Origin of the sequence: Demequina aurantiaca (genome assembly GCF_050598105.1) — a bacterium.
In the GTDB taxonomy this organism is placed as follows: Bacteria; Actinomycetota; Actinomycetes; order Actinomycetales; family Demequinaceae; genus Demequina; species Demequina aurantiaca_A.
This window is the reverse complement of sequence record NZ_CP192436.1, coordinates 1,818,907-1,835,950: the sequence shown is the minus strand read 5'-3', so window position 1 is coordinate 1,835,950 and position 17,044 is coordinate 1,818,907. Positions and strand designations below refer to the sequence as shown.

Sequence of the window (17,044 nt, the reverse complement as noted above, 5' to 3'; positions counted from 1 at the left end):
CGTGGTGGTGCGGAGCCGCCGCGTCCGGTAGCATTGACCGTCGCCGTATAACGGCCGCGGATCCCAGTGCCCCGGAGAATATGCCCGGGTGCGCCGCGCAACAAGACATTACAAAGGAGACTGCTGTGCCGCTTACCCCTGAAGTCAAGAAGTCCATCATGACCGACTACGCCCGCTCAGAAGGCGACACCGGTTCTCCCGAGGTTCAGGTGGCGATGCTCTCGCAGCGCATCCTCGACCTGACCGAGCACCTCAAGGAGCACAAGCACGACCACCACACGCGTCGTGGCCTGCTCCTCATGGTCGGCCAGCGCCGTAACCTGCTGAACTACCTCCAGCGCGTCGACATCGAGCGTTACCGTACGCTCATCGGTCGTCTGGGCCTGCGCCGCTAGTCACAATCTTTCACCGAGAGACCCGGTTGCTCCTCCCGCAAGGGAGTCGAGCGGCCGGGTTTTTTGCGCATCCTGGACCCATGGGTCCTGCCGCGCGGCTACCAACCTGAAACCGAGCGCTCCCTGATACCATATGAGGAGCCCGCCATTGATGGCGGAGCTTGAAAAAAACACCTGGCAGGCCAGTTGAACGCTGGTCCTCGGTGGTGATGAGCAGACTCCCGCAGCTAAGCGCGGATGAAGTCTGGGCATTTCGACTGACGATCAGTAGCGGCAATCGCACGTTATGTTCCCCTGAGCCTGCTCCAAACTTAAGGAGCAACTTCCACATGGAAGGTCCCGAAATTCAGTTCGCCGAGGCCGTTATCGACAACGGCAAGTTCGGCACGCGCACTGTGCGCTTCGAAACGGGCCGTCTGGCCCAGCAGGCCGCCGGTACGGTCGCCGCTTATCTCGACAACGACACGATGCTGCTGTCGGCCACCACGGCCGGCAAGCACCCGCGCGAAGGCTTTGACTTCTTCCCGCTGACCGTTGACGTCGAAGAGCGTTCTTACGCCGCGGGCAAGATCCCCGGCTCGTTCTTCCGTCGCGAAGGTCGTCCCTCGACCGACGCGATCCTCACCTGCCGCCTGATCGACCGCCCCCTGCGCCCCACGTTTGTCTCGGGCCTGCGCAACGAGGTCCAGGTCGTCATCACGGTGCTGGCAATCAACCCCGAAGACTCCTACGACACGCTCGCGATCAACGCCGCCTCGGCGTCGACGCAGCTGTCGGGCCTGCCGTTCACCGGCCCGATCGCCGGTGTGCGCATCGCGCTCATCGACGGCCAGTGGGTCGCGTTCCCCAAGTACAGCCAGATGGAGCGTGCCGTGTTCAACATGGTCGTCTCCGGCCGTATCGCGGGCGACGACATCGCCATCATGATGGTCGAGGCAGAAGCCACCGACGACTCCTTCAACCTGATCTCCGAGGGCGCTCAGGCTCCCACCGAGGCAGTCGTTGCCGAGGGCCTCGAGGCAGCAAAGCCGTTCCTGCGCGCACTGTGCGACGCTCAGATCGAGCTCGCAGCGAAGTCGCCCAAGGAGCCCAAGGAGTTCCCCCGCTTCCTCGACTACCAGGACGACGTCCTCGCAGCCGTGACCGCAGCCACCGAGGCGGACCTGTCCGCCGCGCTGCAGATCGCCGACAAGGCGGAGCGCGAGAACCGCCTCGACGAGATCAAGGACGCCGCACACGACGCACTTGACTCTCAGTTCGAGGGTCGCGAGAAGGAAATCTCCGCCGCGGTTCGCTCCGTGACGAAGCAGACCATCCGCCAGCGCGTCCTCACGGACGGCATCCGCATCGACGGCCGTGGCCTCAAGGACATCCGTCCCTTGGCCGCAGAGGTCGGTCCCATCCCGCGCGTGCACGGTTCCGCTATCTTCGAGCGCGGCGAGACCCAGATCCTGGGCATCACCACGCTGAACATGCTGAAGATGGAGCAGCAGGTCGACTCGTTTAACCCCGAGAAGAAGAAGCGCTACATGCACCACTACAACTTCCCGCCCTTCTCCACGGGCGAGACCGGCCGCGTGGGTTCCCCCAAGCGCCGCGAAATCGGCCACGGTGCGCTCGCAGAGCGTGCACTGGTTCCGGTGCTCCCGTCGCGCGACGACTTCCCTTACGCGATCCGTCAGGTATCCGAGGCCCTCGGGTCCAACGGTTCCACCTCGATGGGTTCCGTCTGTGCCTCGACCCTCGCAATGCTCAACGCTGGTGTGCCGCTGCGCGCGCCGGTCGCCGGCATCGCCATGGGCCTCGTGTCCGACACGGTTGACGGAGAGACCCGCTACGCGGCGCTCACAGACATCCTCGGCGCCGAGGACGCCTTCGGCGACATGGACTTCAAGGTTGCAGGTACCTCAGAGTTCATTACCGCGATCCAGCTCGACACCAAGCTCGACGGCCTTCCGCTGTCGGTGCTGATCGGCGCTCTCGACCAGGCCAAGGATGCTCGCATCCACATCCTGGGCGTCATGGCTGAGGCCATCTCCGAGCCCGACGAGATGAGCCCGTTTGCTCCTCGCGTCATCTCGGTGCGCGTCCCCGTTGACAAGATCGGCGAGGTCATTGGCCCGAAGGGCAAGATGATCAACCAGATCCAGGACGACACTGGCGCTGACATCTCGATCGAGGACGACGGAACCGTGTTCATCGGTGCCACCGACGGTCCCTCGGCCGAGGCGGCCCGTGCGGCGATCAACGCGATCGCTAACCCGCACGTGCCCGAGGTCGGCGAGCGCTTCGTGGGAACGGTCGTCAAGACCGTCGCCTTCGGTGCCTTCGTGTCGCTCAGCCCCGGCCGCGACGGACTGCTGCACATCTCGCAGATCCGCAAGCTGGTCGGTGGCAAGCGCGTCGAGAACGTCGAAGACGTCCTCGCCGTGGGTCAGAAGATTCAGGTCCAGATCGGTGAAGTTGACCCGCGCGGCAAGCTGTCGCTCGAGGTAGTCGAAGAGGCCGGCGCTGAAGTCGCCGACGTCGACGGCGACGACAACTAGTCGTCATCCTTCGCTAGACGGTTCACGAAGCCGCCGGTTCCCGCAAGGGGGCCGGCGGCTTCGTCGTTCCCGGGCGCGCCCCAGCGACCGGTGACGGGCACGGCCCCCCGCCGATGCATCGGCCGGGTGGGCGACGGGCCCGGCGTGTCGCGTTAGGCTCGTGACCATGCCTCACGCCCTCCCGCTCGTCTCAGCATCGTCCATCGGTTCCTCCATCTCCATCGAGCAGGACCAGGGCGCTCTGGTGCGCCGCAGCGTCCTGCCGGGCGGGGTGCGCGTGTTCACGGAGCAGATTCCGGGGATGCGCTCCGCGACCATGGGCGCCTGGGTCGGGGTGGGCTCGCGCGACGAGACCCCCGAGCACGCTGGGTCGACTCACTTCCTCGAGCACCTGCTGTTCAAGGGCACCAAGCGGCGCACGTCGCTGCAGATCGCCGAGGCGTTCGACCGGGTGGGCGGCGAATCCAACGCCATGACGGCCAAGGAGTTCACCTGCTACTTCGCGCGGGTGATCGACACCGACCTGCCCATGGCTATCGACGTGATCCTGGACATGGTGACCAGCCCGCTGCTCGACAAGGACGAGTTCGAGATGGAACGCGGCGTGATCCTCGAGGAGATCGCCATGAACGACGATGACCCGGGCGACGTGGCGCACGAGAAGTTCACCGAGGCGATCTTTGGCGGCCACCCGCTCGGGCGTCCCATCGGCGGCACCCCGGAGATTATCCGTACGGTCACACGCGAGTCCGTGTGGGAGCACTACCAGCAGCACTACGTGCCGGAGGGCCTGATCGTGACGGCCGCAGGCGGTGTCGACCACGACGTGGTGTGCGCGCAGGTAACCGCGGCGCTCGAGCTCGGCGGCTGGGACATGAGCGACACGCGCGCGCCGCTGGCCCGCCGCGACAGCACCAACGAGATCGTGGCGACGCAGGGTGGCGACATCAGCATCGTGCGTGATTTCGAGCAGGCGCACGTGGTGATCGGTTCGCGCGGCTTCAAGGCCACGGAGGAGCGCCGCACCACGCTCGCCGTGATGAACACCATTTTGGGCGGCGGCATGTCGTCGCGCCTGTTCCAGGAGATCCGCGAGAAGCGCGGACTCACCTACTCCGTGTACTCGTTTGGCGCCCCCAACGCCGATGCGGGGCTGTTCGGCATGTACGCCGCTTGCACCCCGGGCAACACGGACGAGGTCACGAAGTTGATGGTCGGCGAGCTCGAACGTATGGCCGAGGGCGTGACTGACTCGGAGATGGAGCGAGCGATCGGGCAGTTGGCGGGTTCCACGGTCCTGCGCCTGGAGGACTCGTACTCGCGGATGTCGCGCCTGGGCAAGGCCGAGCTCGTGTTCGGCGACCTGTGGAGCATCGGCGAGGTGCTGGACCAGGTGAGGGCGGTCACCGCCGACCAGGTGATGGGACTCGCGGCGGAGATTGCCTCGCGTCAGCGCACCACGGTGCGCGTGGGGCCCATCGTCAACCCATAAGCGTCGGGCCATTCACTTAACTCTAGGCAATCTCCCAGCAAACTCTGAGTTTGCGTCCTTAGTCTCAAGTCGTCAGGTTTTCTTGAGCGACAGGGATGAAAATGGCGACGAGCCACGTGCGTTGGACAGGTGTTCGTAGGTGGGCAATTCCGCTTGCCTACGTACTCGTAGGGGCGGTGGTCGGCGGCGGTGCCATCGCGCTGACAAACCGTGAGCCGGCGCAGGCCGCGGATTCCGTAGCGGATGCCGCAGCGGCGCAGCAGCAGGTAGCGACCGTCGGCCTCGAGACGCTCGAGCAGTCGGTATCCACCACGGGCACCCTGACGGCGGTGACGAGCGAGAGCCTCGCCTTCGCCGCATCGGGCCAGGTCATCGCGGTCAACGTCGAGGTAGGGGATCCCGTCTCCGAGGGCGACGTGCTTGCCCAGATTGACGACCTACAACTCGACGCGGCGCTCAAGGGCCAGGAAGCTGAACTCGCGAGCGCTGAGGCGTCGCTCGCCGACCTCGAGGAAGAGGCGGACGGCACCGATTCCAGCGACTCCAAGATCGCGGCCGCCGAAGCGACCGTCACCGTGCGGCAGCAGGCGGTTGAGGACGCGGAAGACGCCATGGCGGACGCCGATCTAGTCGCGACCATGGCGGGCGTCGTGACGACGCAGTCGTACGCGGTCGGGGACGCGGTGTCATCGGGCGGCTCCACCGGAGGCGCCGACGCGGCGGGTTCCGGCACGACCACTGCCGCCGCCGGCATCCAGATTGTCGGCCAGGACGCATGGACGGTCGATGTGAGCCTCGGCGAGTCGGACGTGGCCCTCATCAGCGAGGGCGACCAGGTCACCTTCACCGCCGATGACGTCGACACGATGTTCGGCATAGTCACCGACATCTCCCTCCTCCCCAGCACCACCGGCGGCACCGCGGCCTACCCGGTCACCCTGCAGGTCACCGGCACCCCAACCGGGCTGTTCGAGGGGGTGTCCGTGACCGCGGACATCACCTACCAGCGCCGCGTGGACGTGCTCGCGGTTTCCACGAACGCGATCACCACCACGGACGACGTGTCCACGGTCACGATCGTGGGCGACGACGACGCAGAAGAGGTGCGGACTGTCACCGTGGGGGAGACGGTGGGTAACCTCACCGAGATCACCGACGGATTGGTCGAGGGCGAGCAGGTGGTGGTGGTGCGGACCGTGACCGGCGCGACGGACGCAGAAGGCACTGGACAGGACGCGGGCGAATTTGCGCCCGGCGGAGGGGACCTCCAAGTCCCGGACGGAGTGGAATTCCCCGCGGGCGAGAGGCCCGGTCGCTAGTGACGCGGATCCAGTGCCCAACCATGACGCCTCGAGCTAGTGAAGGACAACCATGACGACGAAAGCTGTCGCGCCACTGGAGAACGGCCGCGTGGAGCCACTCCAAAGTGACGCCCGTGACCTCTCTGCAGGGCGTCCACAAGATCCGGTGATCGAGCTGTCCGGAGCGCGCAAGACCTACACGTCCGGCGAGATCGTATTCGAGGCCCTGCGCGGCATCGACTGCCAGATCTACGAGGGTGATTACGTGGCGATCGTGGGACCGTCGGGCTCGGGTAAGTCCACGCTCATGAACATTCTCGGTTGCCTCGACGTGCTGACGGAGGGGAAGTACATTCTCGCCGGTGACAATGTCGCGGAATTGGACGAGACCCAACTCGCCACGGTCCGTAATCGCCGCATCGGCTTTGTGTTTCAGCAGTTCAACCTGTTGCCCAGCCTCTCCGCGGTTGCCAACGTGGAACTGCCGCTTCTCTACGCTCGACTGGGTGCAGCGGAACGCAAGGAGCGGGCCCTGCGGGCACTCGACAGCGTTGGGCTGGCCGACAAGAGCGGCAACCGACCAGGTGAGCTTTCCGGGGGCCAGCAACAGCGCGTGGCGATAGCGCGCGCATTGGTGACCGAGCCGACCATTGTGCTCGCGGACGAACCCACGGGAAACCTCGACTCGAGTTCGACGGACGAGATCCTCGGACTCTTCGACAGACTCCACGGCCTCGGCCGGACCATCGTCCTCATTACGCACGAGGCGGACGTCGCGGCGCGGGCTCAGGTGGCGTACAACGTCACCGACGGACAGTTCACGGGCGACGCGCTGGGGGTACGCAGGTGAGACCTTCTGACCTCTTCGCCAGCGCCGCGGGAGCGATCCGCTCGCACCTCATGCGGTCCCTGCTCACGATCCTCGGCATCGTCGTTGGCATCGCCTCGGTCGTGCTGACGGTGGGACTGGGGCTAGGTACCCAGAAGGACGTCAGCGAGCAGATCGCCTCGCTTGGATCTGATCTCCTGATCGTCTCTCCCGGTTCGGCTACCAACAGCGAGGGAGTGCGGGGCGGGTTCGGCTCCGGAGATACGCTGACGCGTTCCGACGCGGAAGCGTTGTCGTCGACCATCGCTGTACCGGATGCGGAAGCCGTCGCCGCTGAGAAGACCGCGAGCCTCGCCCTCACGTATGGGGAAAATAACTGGACCACCACGGTCACGGGCACGTCCGTGAGTTGGCTCGATGTCCGCTCTCGCGAGCTCGCGTACGGCTCATTCCTGAGCGACGAGGACGAGGCTGCCGGTGCCGCCGTGGTGGTGCTCGGCGCCGAGACCGCCCAAGAACTATTTGACCGGGTAGACGTGGTGGGGGAGGACGTGACCATCAACGACACCTCCTTCGAGGTGATTGGGGTCCTGTCCGAAAAGGGCTCGTCGGGCGATTCCTCGCTCGACGACATCGCCGTGATCCCCATGTCGACCATGGTCGAGACCGTGGACGACTCGGGGGCGTCGGAGACAGTCCAGACCATCTACATTAAGGCGGCCTCGGCCGACGTCCTGAGCGCGGCCTCACAGGAATCGACCGCGTTGCTGCTTAATCTGCACGGCATCGGCAGCGTGGAAGACGCCGACTTCACGGTGGCCGCGCAGGACTCGCTGATCGACACCGCGACCTCCGTCTACCAAAAACTCACCGTCCTCCTCACGAGTATCGCGGGACTCGCCTTGCTCGTGGGCGGCATCGGCGTGATGAACATCATGCTCGTGTCCGTCACCGAGCGCACGCGCGAAATCGGCCTGCGCAAAGCACTCGGAGCCAACCCGGCGAGCATCCGCAATCAGTTCCTCGTCGAGGCGGTCATGCTCGGGCTCTCGGGTGGAGCGCTCGGCGTGCTGATCGGGGTGGGACTCGCTTTGACGCTTCCCGCAGTCCTCGACAGCACCATCGTCATCTCGGGGCAGGCGCTCGTTCTGGCCGTCGTGGTCGCAGTGGGAATCGGGGCCGTGTTCGGCGTCTACCCGGCAACCCGTGCGGCACGCCTCGCACCCATCGACGCTCTCCGCGCTCAGTGATCAACCTCAAACGAATAGAGTCATCATGAAAATTCTCCCCAAGCCCATCATCGGCGCGGCCGTATTGGTCGTGCTGCTCACCGCGTGCTCATCCGGCGACGCGTCGAGCGACGGCTCCGCCGCTCCCACGGCCTCGACTGCGGCCACGCAGACTCCTGGCGACGCCCCCTCCGGCGAGGCCCTCGCGGGCGACCAGGCCGCTGGCAACCAAGCTCGCGGCGCGCTGACGGGTGAGGTCGCCTACGTCGACGACGCCGTCTTGCAGGTCCAGGACGGCAGCCTTCAAACGGCGGTGAGGTACACCGACGCGACCACGGTGACTGAGCAGACCGACATCTCCCTGGGCGACATCGCAGTGGGCAACTGCGTCGTGGGGGCGGTAGACGACGCGGGAGCCGTGGTGCAGCTCGCGGTCAGCGAGAGCGTCGACGGAGAATGCGTGGCGGCGGCCGGAGGGTTCGCAGGTGGGCAGGCAGATCGTCCGTCGGGTGATGCGCCGGACGGTGATGCGCCGGACGGTGGCTTGCCAGGCGGCGACGCGCCCGCGGGCGAACTTCCCGATGGCGCCGAGCGTCCCACCGCGCCGGACGATGCGGCGGCGGCGGGGGACCAGGGTGCGCTTGCTGCGACACTCGTCGCGGGCACGGTGACGGCCGTCACCGAAGAGGGACTCGAAGTCGAGGACACCGACGGAACGGCCACGGAGGTTTCGGTGACGGCGGACGCGACCCTGACCAGCACGGTCTCCGGATCCGCGGCGGACATCGAAGTGGGCATGTGCGTGACCGCGCGCGGCGAGGCCGACGACGCCGGCGGGTACGACGCGACCGCACTCGCGCTGTCCACTCCGGGCGACGAGGGATGCGTTTCCGTCGTGGAGGCTCGGGGCGGACGCGACGCGCAAGGCGGAGGACAAGGCGGCGGACAGGGCGGCGCGCCCGGCGCGGACGCACCGGCGGGGAGCGCGGGCTGATGACGTCCGTCTTCGAGGGAATCGGCCGCCACAAGTGGCGGGTGATCGTCGCGGTCGCGCTACTCGCCGCGCTGGTGTTGGTCCTCGCCACCCGGGGCGCGTCGGCCGAGGAGGCCGACTACCGGACCGCGGAGGTGACCACCGGGGACGTCACTCAGACGCTGACCGCAACCGGTTCCATCGAGTCGGCGAGCCGTACCGATCTGGCCTTTCAGGTTGGCGGAACCATCGACGAGGTCCAGGTCGAGGTCGGGGACACGGTCGCCGCCGGCGACGTGCTCGCGACCCTGCAGACGGATGACCTCGACGACGCGGTCGTGGCGGCGCAGGAGACCCTCACCGAGGCGGAGGACTGGCTTGCGGAAAACCTGGAGGCCCAGGCCTCGGGCACGACCGTCACTTCCGAGCCCGCGTCCTCTGGCTCCACGGTGAGCCCCGTGAGCTACGTAGTCGCCACGTTGCCGCTCTCCTCATCCGCGGTGACCAATACAAGCGCGACTATCGCAAGCGCGGTGCTGGCGACGTCGACGTCGACCGGGGCACAGGATGCCGTAGAGACGGCTCCCGCCACAGCAGCAGCACTTCAGTCAGCTGTCGACACCGGCGCCGAGTCGACGGCTGTGGCCGACGCGCGTGCCGAGTTGGTCGCTGCACAGACGGCCTTGCTGGACGCTTACGCGGCCGCCCAGGTGAAGCTCACCGGGTTCGAGGACGCGGCGTCCCTGGCGGAGAGCGAATGTGCGGCACTCATCGGCGCGAGCCCAGCGGACGACGCGACCGCAACCGAGGACGGGGGCGAAGGAGGCGACGACTCTTCCGCCGCCGACGCGCTAGTGGCGTGCCAGAGCGCGACGTCAGCGGCCCTCCTCGCACAACAGGCGTCGCTGGACGCCCAGCAGGCCATGATGGACGCCGCGGTTTCCCTGGACGCGGCCGTCGAAGCGCTGTTGAGCGCAATCGACGACGAGGAACTCAGCAACGGTGGCGAAACGGACGACGGTAGCGACACTGGCGGTGAGGGCTCCGGCGGTGAAGGCTCGGAGGGCGCCGGATCAGGCGGTGATTCGGGAGCACCCGACACCGGGGACCAGGTATCGCCCCCCGCGGGCGAGGACGCCGGCGGCAGCCAGTCGTCAACCGACGGCGGCGGCGACAGCGCGGGGGCGCCGAGCGCAAGTGATGCAACTGGCTCCTCGCAGTCTGGGTCGCAAGGATCGGCCGCCGCGACGAGTGGCGGTAGCGTGCCTAGCGCCGCGGACATCGTCGCGCTCCAGGCGGACGTTGACGCCGCCGCGGCCGGGCTGGCCGTCGCCGAGCAACAGGTCGAGTACGCCACCCTGACGGCGCCCGTTGACGGCACCGTGGTGTCAATGGGGCTAGATTCTGGTGACGTCGTCTCTGCCGACGACGCGGCCGCGGGCATCACTTTGGTCGCGGACAACTCGTACCTGGTCCAGGTGTCGGTCGGACTCGAGCAGGCGCGACTTCTTGAAGTGGGCCAGCCAGCCGACCTCTCCCTGCTCGCGACCGGTCAGGTTGCCGAGGGTGTTGTCTCGAGCGTCAGCACCGTCAACGGGGGCGACGCTTACTCTGCCTCGTACGCCGTAGCGATCGCGATCCCCGACCCGGGGTTCGACATTCGGATCGGCGCCGCGACGCGGATGCAGATCACTGTGGCTAACGCGACCGGCGTGCTCGTGGTCCCGACGTCCGCGGTGACCGACTCCGCCGGCGACGCGACAGTGATGGTGCCGGACGAAGACGGAACCGCGCAGGCGACACCCATCGTGACCGGCGCCGTCGGATCCGAATACACCGAGGTCGTGTCCGGTCTAGAGGCCGGACAACAAGTGATTCTTGCGGATCTCAGCCAGGCGGTGACGAGCGACGAAGCCGATGCGGAGGATTCCGGCGGCCTGCTCGGCGGGCTAGGCGACTCGACGGAGTCTGACGTCCAGGGCCCTGGCGGAGAGGGCTTCACGCCTCCTGGCCAGGGCGGCGGGGGTGGTGGGCGCGGCTGACAGTAGCGCGTACCGCTCTCGCGGAGCGGCGAGCGGAGGCGGCGGTGACGACGGGTAGGCTCGGTGCCATGATTAACGTAGCTGTGTTGGGCGCCTCGGGGCGCATGGGAACCCACGTCGTGAACGCCGTCTCCGCGGCAGACGACCTGAGCGTGGTCGCGACCCTCGATCACGGTGATGACCTGGCCGCGGCGGCGCACGCCAAGGCGCAGGTCGCCGTGGACTTCACCGTTCCGTCCGCGACGGAGGCAAACGTCCACGCGCTTATTGACCTAGGCATCAACGCGGTCGTCGGCACCTCCGGGTGGACGCAGGACGCGCTCGACCGGGTTGAGGAACACCTGCGCGAACGCCCGGACCTGGGCGTGTTGATCGCCCCCAACTTCGCGCTGGGCGCGGTGCTGGCCATGCGCATGTCCGCGCTCGCCGCCAAGTACTTCGAGTCGGTCGAGGTGATCGAGCTTCACCACCCGGACAAGGTCGACGCACCGTCGGGCACCGCCGTCCACACCGCCGCCGGCATCGCTGCGGCCAGGGCCGAGGCTGGCATCGGCGCCTCTCCCGACGCGACAGAGGACTTCACTAACGGCGCCCGCGGCGCCGACGTCAACGGCGTGCGCGTGCACTCGGTGCGGCTGCGCGGCCTGGTGGCGCACGAGGAGATCCTGATGGGCAACCCGGGCGAGCAATTCAGCATTCGCACCGACTCGTTCGACCGTGTGAGTTTCATGCCCGGCGTGCTGCTGGGCATCCGCGAGGTGGGCAACTACTCGGGGCTGACCGTTGGACTCGACAAGTTCATGAGCCTCTAACCGTGAGCCTCATGCGGAACAAGGCCTTCCTCGCGGCGGTCTCCATCGCGGTGATCCTGTCGCTGTACTTTGTGCTGGTCGCCAATCACGCGTTCCTGTTCCTGGAATCGGAGGAGTGGGCCGCGAAGGGCATCGGCGCCGCCATGCTGGTGCTGCCGTTCATCGGCGCCTGGTTCCTGGTCCACGAGTTCCGCCTTGGCACCACGGTGCAGGCGATGGCGGACCACCTGGACAGCGAGGGCCGGCTCCCGCTTCACGACGGCGAGACCAAGCCCAGCGGCAGGCTCACGCGCGAGTCCGCAGAGGCCGCCTTCGAGGTCGCGTCGCGATTGGTGGAGGAGTCCCCGCAGGCCTGGTCGTCCTGGTTCCACCTCGCCTACGCGTACGACGCCGCCGGGGAACGGGCGCAGGCGCGCAAGTCCCTGCGACACGCGGCGGACCTATACCGGGCCGAGCGCAGGCGCGAGCGCTCAGCGGCCTAGCGTGGCCCTGCCCGCCTTTCGATGCGCGGGTGGGTGAAGAGCGACGCGGCTACAGTTCGGCGCGCCACAGCCGCTCGACTAGGTCGCCGTTGGGGCCCTCCAGGGTGCGCCTCACGCCGCCCTCGCCGAAGCCCGCGGTGGTGAGGAACTTCTCGCGCGCCTCGTCGCCCTCGAGCGCCCAGGCACGCACCACCGCAACGTTCTTGACACGCAGGGTGTCGACGCAGGCCGCCATCAGGCGCGACCCGTGCCCGTAACGCCGGTGCTCAGGTGCTACCTCGAGCGCGATGATGTCGCCGCCAGCGGTCAACGCGGCGAAGCCGACGACGCGCGGCCCGTCGCACGCGGCGAACAGCCGGTCGGCGCGGGTGGGTGGCGACTCGATGGCGGAGCCCCAGGTGTCGCGCACCTCGTCGGCGTCCAGGGCGTCGACGGCGGCGTCGCCTAGCGACTCGCGCCAGGCGGCGAGCTGGATCGCGGCGATCGCGTGCTCGTCACCGAGCACGGCTGGGCGGGCGGATACATCGGCGGTAGGCATGCCCACCAGGGTACGCGCAGTGCCCGGCAGCCCCGCTCGCCGCCGCTAGGGTGGCAATATGTCGATCTGGATGACGGCGCTGGCCGCTGCCCTGGGTATAGGAACGCTGCTGATCGGCGCCGCCATCGGCTGGTTCTGGAACGTGCCGAAGTTAGCCGTCGCGGGAGTGATGGCCTTTGGCGCCGGCGTGATGCTCGCCACCCTCGCGCTCGAGTTGGTGGTCGAGGCGGCCGACGGCGGGGGAGCGTGGCCGGTGGTGCTCGGCTTCGCTGGCGGCGCGGTGCTCTACGTCTTGGGCAACTGGTACATCGGCCGGCTGAGCCAGAAGCGAGCGGCCGCCAGGGTCAAGGCGGAGGCCGCGAGGGGATCCCGCAACGTGATCGCCCGGCGTGGAGGAGAGACGTCCGGAAACGGCGTCGCCATCGCGGTGGGCGCGCTGCTCGACGGCGTCCCGGCGGCAATCGTGATTGGCCTGTCCGCGGCCACCGGTAACTTCCCCGTGGCGATCGTCGCGGCCATCGGCCTGAGCAACGTCCCCGAGGGCCTGGCGGGCACGGTGCCGCTGAAGAAATCGGGCCGTTCGGGCAAGTGGATCTTCGCGCTGTGGGGCGGGATCACGCTGATCGCCGTGGTCGCGGCCGTCGTGGGCAGCGTGGCGCTTCACAACGCGCCGCCGGAACTTCTCGCGGTGATCATCTCGCTCGCCGCGGGGGCGCTGCTGGCCATGGTGTGCAACGCCATGATTCCCGAGGCCTTCGAGCAGGAGCACGCGATGACCGGTCTGCTCGCCACCGCGGGATTCCTGGTGGCATTCGTGCTCAACGAGCTGACCTAGCCCCAGCCGAGCGCGCGCAGGCCCGCGGCGACCGCGGCCGCGGCAATCACCACGACGATGAACGGCGCGCGACGCCACAACAAGACGGCGGCGACGGCAACGGCCGCGACCCGTGCGTCGAAGACCACCGCCCCATCGGTGGTGAACGCCTGTACCGCAAAAAGGGCAAACAGGAGTGAGACGGTCACGTACGCCGCGATCCGGTGAATCCTGGGATTCTCCACGAACCGCTCGGGGACAACGTGGCCGGCGTACTTGGTCGCCCACGCGAGCACCCCGGCGGCCACGATCGCCGCCCACATCCAGGTGTACGTGCTCACTCGGGCACCTCGTCCTTGGACCTGGGCGCGCGCCAGCCCGCGATTACGGCGATGAGCGCGGCGGCGAGGATCGGAATGCCGGCGGGGGTCACTGGGGTCAGGAGCAAGGCGAGGACGCCCGATGCCCCGGCTACCGCCTGCGCACGACGCGACGCGAGGCGGGGCCAGACCAACGCCAGGAACGCGGCGGCGGCCGCAGCGTCGAGGCCCCAATCCGCGGGGTCCCCGATGCGCGCGCCGACGAGCGCCCCGACCACTGTGAACGCGTTCCACAGCACGAAGACGCCCACGCCTGTCCACCAGAAGCCCGCGCGCCGCGCGGCCACGTCGTCGGCGGGCTGAGCGAGGGCGACCGCGGTGGACTCGTCGATGGTCATCTGCGCCGCCCATGCGCGGCGCAGCCCGCTCATGGGCCGCAACACGGGCGCGAGTCCCACGCCGTAGAACCCGTTGCGCAGCCCCAGGAATGTGGAAGTGGCGACGGCCGCCACGGCTCCGCCCCCCGCGGCGATGACGCCCACGAACGCGAACTGCGACCCTCCGCTGAACACCAGCAGCGATAGGGCCAGCGTCTGCCACACGTCCATGCCCGCCGCCACAGATAGGGCTCCAAAGCTGATCGCGTACGCGCCGGTCGCGACCGACACGGACAGGGCCTGCTGGCGCGCGGGGCCGAGCCCGCGCAGGCGCGCGTTCCCAAACCTCAGGCGGGCCACCCGATCTCCCTCCCGGCGGCATCGGCGAGCGCCGGGCGTGGCGAGGCCGCCAGTGGCGACTCGGCGTACCGAGCCAGCTCCAACGCCCAGTACTCCGTAGCGCGCCCCTCGTCGGCCGAGCCTGCGGGGCCCGGCCGCGTGTCCTCGAGCACGTAGCCCAGGCGCGAGGGGACCGCCCGACTACGCGTATTCGCCGGGTCGCAGTGAATCTCGACGCGCCCCGTCAGGCCAAGCCCTAGCGCCACCTGGGTGAGCGCCCCGGCGACCTCCGTCATCAGGCCGCGCCCCTCGGCATCGGCCGTCAGCCAATAGCCAATCTCGAGTACGCCCGGACCCACCCGCGGGTGCAGGCCGGTTCCCCCGAGCAACGCGCCCGACTCGCGGTCGAACATGCCCATGGTGAAGTCCTCACCCGCCTCGAACCGCGTGCGGAAGTGCGAAAGCAAGTTGCGGCGGGTCTCGAGCGTCTGCGGCTCGTCCCACGCCCACGGCATCCACTCGCGCAGGCGCACGTGGTTGGCGGCCATGGCGGCGTCAAGGGCCTCAGCGTCCGCGATCTCGTACGCGCGGGTCTCGACACGTCCAGTCAAGATGCGATGCGGCACCGTCGCGGCGTGGTCGGCGCTGGGTGAGGCTGCGCCAGAATTCATTCGCCTATAGTGCCACGCGCGTGAGGTGCGGCGGGCGGGCGCGTGTAGCCCGCTAGGCTGGGCGTCGTGACTGACACCCCGAAGATCGAGACTCAAGAGATCGAATTCAAGTCCCACATGACCGTGGAGTTGGTTCGCGCCAATGCGCAAGACGCAGACGTGCTTTTTGCTGCGCGCGTGTCGACCAAGGGCGAGCAGTCGCTCGAGGACGTTGGCGCCGACGCCTCCAAGAGTGCGGGCCTCATCAACTACCTGATGCGCGACCGCCACGGCAGTCCGTTCGAGCACAACTCGATGACGTTCTACGTGCAGGCGCCCATCTTCGTGTTCCGCGAGTTCATGCGCCACCGCATCGCGAGCTATAACGAGGAGTCCGGCCGCTATAAGAACCTCAGCGCCGTCTTCTACACGCCCGCGCCCGAGCGGAACCTGATCCAGGTGGGCAAGCCGGGGGCGTACAGCTTCGAGGCTGGCACCGCCGAGCAGCACTCCATGGTCGACGCGGAGATTAAGGCGAGCTGCACCCAGGCGTACGAGGCCTACCAGCGCATGCTCACCGCGGGGATTGCTCGCGAGGTCGCCCGCGCGGTGCTGCCGGTGAACATCTACAGCTCGATGTACGTGACGATGAACGCGCGTGCACTCATGAACTTCCTGTCCCTGCGCACCACGCGCGAGGGCACGCACTTCCCCTCCTTCCCTCAGCGCGAGATCGAAATGGTCGCGGAGCAGATGGAGGACGAGTGGGCCAAACTCATGCCGCTGACCTACGCGGCCTTCAACAAGAACGGAAGGGTCGCCCCATGACCGACACCACTGAGACCACCGACTCCAAGCAGAGTCACACGGTGCGCACCATCACCATCATCACGCTGGTGGCGTTGGTGCTCGGGCTCTTTGGCGGCTGGGCGATCGCCGCAGCGAACACCCACAGCAATGACGGGGATGTCTGGGTAGTGCAGGCGCAGACGGCCTCCGTCACCACCGAGGACATCACGCTGAGCAACGTCGGCGGGTCCATCCTGCAGATCACCGTCGAGGGCGAAGAGGTCAACGCGGTTTCGGTCTCTCAGCTCGTGCAGGACTGGGCAGGCGAGTTTGGAGACACGATGCCCCGCGCGGTCATCACCGGGGTCATCGACGGCACTAATCACTCGCTGATCGTCAACCTCGGGGCTCCCACCGCCACGGCGGACTCGATCACGTTCGCGGGCTCCACCATCGTCGGCGGAGACGTCACTCCGACCGAACTCGCCGCGGCCACGCTGCTGATCGACAACAACGGACTCGTCGAGGCCAAGCTCACGGAGACAGAGGGCTAATACGGCGGGCAGTCCCGGGCCTGGCCCGGGGCAGGCGGCCGATGCCGTGCCTGGGCGGCGGCGGGATGCGCGGAAGCTGTGCGGGCCAAAGGTCGGTGGCGAGATGTGAGACGGCGTGACACGATGAATGTGATCGCCCAATCTCCCAGGCAACCGACGAAAGGCTCGCCATGGCAACCGTCAATCTCCTCGAAATCGCCACCACTAACATCACGGTGGCGCAGCAGCAGGGCAGCGGCAGGCACTCGCAGACCGTCTACGGTGGCCGCGAGCACGACCTCCGTCAGACACTCATCTGCCTGACCGAGGGACACGGGCTGAACGAACACTCGAGCCCGGGGGAGGCCACCGTGCAGGTGCTCGTCGGGGCGATCGACATCACTGCGGGCGAGGAAACGGTACGGCTCGCCGCCGGCGACTACTACGTGATCGCGCCGGTGCGGCACTCGGTGGCCGCGGCCACCGACGCGGCGTTCCTGCTGACGGTGGCTACCCGCGGCAACTGACGCGTTCACGGTGACGGCAATTGCGCTCCCGCGACTGCGTCGCGCGCGGTGGGCCA

Annotated in this window: 18 protein-coding genes; 14 read left to right on the top strand and 4 right to left on the bottom strand. The window is 67.9% G+C overall.

The window, feature by feature from the left end:
• Positions 1-125: 125 nt before the first annotated feature.
• From rpsO to ACQU6B_RS08245, 10 genes are all read left to right on the top strand, one after another.
• A complete protein-coding gene (rpsO, locus tag ACQU6B_RS08290) occupies positions 126-395 on the top strand; it encodes a 30S ribosomal protein S15 (RefSeq protein WP_430867076.1) in 270 nt (89 codons plus the stop codon).
• A gap of 329 nt (positions 396-724) precedes the next feature.
• On the top strand, positions 725-2,941 hold the full coding sequence (locus ACQU6B_RS08285) for a polyribonucleotide nucleotidyltransferase (protein ID WP_430867075.1): 2,217 nt from the start codon (positions 725-727) through the stop codon (positions 2,939-2,941).
• A 166-nt stretch (positions 2,942-3,107) separates the two neighbouring features.
• A complete protein-coding gene (locus tag ACQU6B_RS08280) occupies positions 3,108-4,433 on the top strand; it encodes a M16 family metallopeptidase (RefSeq protein WP_430867074.1) in 1,326 nt (441 codons plus the stop codon).
• A 101-nt stretch (positions 4,434-4,534) separates the two neighbouring features.
• A complete protein-coding gene (locus ACQU6B_RS08275; RefSeq protein WP_430867073.1) occupies positions 4,535-5,752 on the top strand; it encodes an efflux RND transporter periplasmic adaptor subunit in 1,218 nt (405 codons plus the stop codon).
• A 52-nt stretch (positions 5,753-5,804) separates the two neighbouring features.
• Positions 5,805-6,584, top strand: coding sequence for an ABC transporter ATP-binding protein (locus ACQU6B_RS08270; RefSeq protein ID WP_430867072.1), 780 nt, complete (start codon positions 5,805-5,807; stop codon positions 6,582-6,584).
• Complete coding sequence (locus tag ACQU6B_RS08265) at positions 6,581-7,813, top strand: ABC transporter permease (RefSeq protein WP_430867071.1); 1,233 nt, start codon at positions 6,581-6,583, stop codon at positions 7,811-7,813. Before ACQU6B_RS08270 ends, ACQU6B_RS08265 begins: the two co-directional genes overlap by 4 nt.
• A 25-nt stretch (positions 7,814-7,838) precedes the next feature.
• Positions 7,839-8,786 carry a hypothetical protein gene (locus ACQU6B_RS08260; RefSeq protein ID WP_430867070.1) on the top strand — a complete coding sequence of 316 codons (948 nt, stop codon included), beginning with the start codon at positions 7,839-7,841 and terminating at the stop codon, positions 8,784-8,786.
• The gene (locus tag ACQU6B_RS08255) at positions 8,786-10,807 is read left to right on the top strand and encodes an efflux RND transporter periplasmic adaptor subunit (protein ID WP_430867069.1); all 2,022 of its coding nucleotides are present in this window, start codon (positions 8,786-8,788) and stop codon (positions 10,805-10,807) included. Before ACQU6B_RS08260 ends, ACQU6B_RS08255 begins: the two co-directional genes overlap by 1 nt.
• Positions 10,808-10,875: 68 nt before the next feature.
• Positions 10,876-11,619 carry a 4-hydroxy-tetrahydrodipicolinate reductase gene (gene dapB, locus ACQU6B_RS08250; protein ID WP_430867068.1) on the top strand — a complete coding sequence of 248 codons (744 nt, stop codon included), beginning with the start codon at positions 10,876-10,878 and terminating at the stop codon, positions 11,617-11,619.
• Between the two features lie 2 nt (positions 11,620-11,621).
• Complete coding sequence (locus ACQU6B_RS08245) at positions 11,622-12,101, top strand: hypothetical protein (RefSeq protein WP_430867067.1); 480 nt, start codon at positions 11,622-11,624, stop codon at positions 12,099-12,101.
• A gap of 49 nt (positions 12,102-12,150) precedes the next feature.
• On the opposite strand, the gene ACQU6B_RS08240 is transcribed toward ACQU6B_RS08245, so the two are convergent.
• Positions 12,151-12,639, bottom strand: coding sequence for a GNAT family N-acetyltransferase (locus ACQU6B_RS08240; RefSeq protein ID WP_430867066.1), 489 nt, complete (start codon positions 12,637-12,639; stop codon positions 12,151-12,153).
• A gap of 58 nt (positions 12,640-12,697) precedes the next feature.
• Between ACQU6B_RS08240 and ACQU6B_RS08235 the strand changes: the two genes are divergently transcribed.
• Positions 12,698-13,474, top strand: coding sequence for a ZIP family metal transporter (locus tag ACQU6B_RS08235; RefSeq protein ID WP_430867065.1), 777 nt, complete (start codon positions 12,698-12,700; stop codon positions 13,472-13,474).
• Here ACQU6B_RS08235 and ACQU6B_RS08230 read toward each other — a convergent pair.
• Genes ACQU6B_RS08230 through ACQU6B_RS08220 form a run of 3 tightly spaced genes read right to left on the bottom strand, consistent with a single transcriptional unit; the run spans position 13,471 to position 15,160 of the window.
• The gene (locus ACQU6B_RS08230) at positions 13,471-13,794 is read right to left on the bottom strand and encodes an AzlD domain-containing protein (protein WP_430867064.1); all 324 of its coding nucleotides are present in this window, start codon (positions 13,792-13,794) and stop codon (positions 13,471-13,473) included. The two genes, ACQU6B_RS08235 and ACQU6B_RS08230, sit on opposite strands and share 4 nt — an antisense overlap.
• Positions 13,791-14,510, bottom strand: coding sequence for an AzlC family ABC transporter permease (locus ACQU6B_RS08225; protein WP_430867063.1), 720 nt, complete (start codon positions 14,508-14,510; stop codon positions 13,791-13,793). Before ACQU6B_RS08225 ends, ACQU6B_RS08230 begins: the two co-directional genes overlap by 4 nt.
• A complete protein-coding gene (locus tag ACQU6B_RS08220; RefSeq protein WP_430867062.1) occupies positions 14,498-15,160 on the bottom strand; it encodes a GNAT family N-acetyltransferase in 663 nt (220 codons plus the stop codon). The genes ACQU6B_RS08225 and ACQU6B_RS08220 overlap by 13 nt, the downstream gene beginning before the upstream one ends.
• A gap of 117 nt (positions 15,161-15,277) precedes the next feature.
• Here ACQU6B_RS08220 and thyX point away from each other — a divergent pair, with 117 nt between their 5' ends.
• From thyX to ACQU6B_RS08205, 3 genes are all read left to right on the top strand, one after another.
• Positions 15,278-15,967 (top strand): FAD-dependent thymidylate synthase, encoded by a 690-nt coding sequence (gene thyX / locus ACQU6B_RS08215; RefSeq protein ID WP_430869229.1) that lies wholly within the window; start codon positions 15,278-15,280, stop codon positions 15,965-15,967.
• Positions 15,964-16,482, top strand: a complete 519-nt coding sequence (locus ACQU6B_RS08210) for a hypothetical protein (protein WP_430867061.1) — start codon at positions 15,964-15,966, stop codon at positions 16,480-16,482. Before thyX ends, ACQU6B_RS08210 begins: the two co-directional genes overlap by 4 nt.
• A 170-nt stretch (positions 16,483-16,652) precedes the next feature.
• The gene (locus ACQU6B_RS08205) at positions 16,653-16,988 is read left to right on the top strand and encodes a cupin domain-containing protein (protein WP_430867060.1); all 336 of its coding nucleotides are present in this window, start codon (positions 16,653-16,655) and stop codon (positions 16,986-16,988) included.
• Positions 16,989-17,044: the final 56 nt, after the last annotated feature.

What these genes read in the sequence shown, in the direction of transcription:
- ACQU6B_RS08260 (WP_430867070.1), top strand. Translation starts at nt 7,839, where the DNA reads ATGAAAATTCTCCCCAAGCCCATCATCGGCGCGGCCGTATTGGTCGTG.
- ACQU6B_RS08270 (WP_430867072.1), top strand. Translation starts at nt 5,805, where the DNA reads ATGACGACGAAAGCTGTCGCGCCACTGGAGAACGGCCGCGTGGAGCCA.
- ACQU6B_RS08220 (WP_430867062.1), bottom strand. Translation starts at nt 15,160, where the DNA reads ATGAATTCTGGCGCAGCCTCACCCAGCGCCGACCACGCCGCGACGGTG.
- ACQU6B_RS08210 (WP_430867061.1), top strand. Translation starts at nt 15,964, where the DNA reads ATGACCGACACCACTGAGACCACCGACTCCAAGCAGAGTCACACGGTG.
- ACQU6B_RS08255 (WP_430867069.1), top strand. Translation starts at nt 8,786, where the DNA reads ATGACGTCCGTCTTCGAGGGAATCGGCCGCCACAAGTGGCGGGTGATC.
- ACQU6B_RS08235 (WP_430867065.1), top strand. Translation starts at nt 12,698, where the DNA reads ATGTCGATCTGGATGACGGCGCTGGCCGCTGCCCTGGGTATAGGAACG.
- ACQU6B_RS08275 (WP_430867073.1), top strand. Translation starts at nt 4,535, where the DNA reads ATGGCGACGAGCCACGTGCGTTGGACAGGTGTTCGTAGGTGGGCAATT.
- dapB (WP_430867068.1), top strand. Translation starts at nt 10,876, where the DNA reads ATGATTAACGTAGCTGTGTTGGGCGCCTCGGGGCGCATGGGAACCCAC.
- ACQU6B_RS08285 (WP_430867075.1), top strand. Translation starts at nt 725, where the DNA reads ATGGAAGGTCCCGAAATTCAGTTCGCCGAGGCCGTTATCGACAACGGC.
- ACQU6B_RS08205 (WP_430867060.1), top strand. Translation starts at nt 16,653, where the DNA reads ATGGCAACCGTCAATCTCCTCGAAATCGCCACCACTAACATCACGGTG.
- ACQU6B_RS08240 (WP_430867066.1), bottom strand. Translation starts at nt 12,639, where the DNA reads ATGCCTACCGCCGATGTATCCGCCCGCCCAGCCGTGCTCGGTGACGAG.
- ACQU6B_RS08280 (WP_430867074.1), top strand. Translation starts at nt 3,108, where the DNA reads ATGCCTCACGCCCTCCCGCTCGTCTCAGCATCGTCCATCGGTTCCTCC.
- thyX (WP_430869229.1), top strand. Translation starts at nt 15,278, where the DNA reads ATGACCGTGGAGTTGGTTCGCGCCAATGCGCAAGACGCAGACGTGCTT.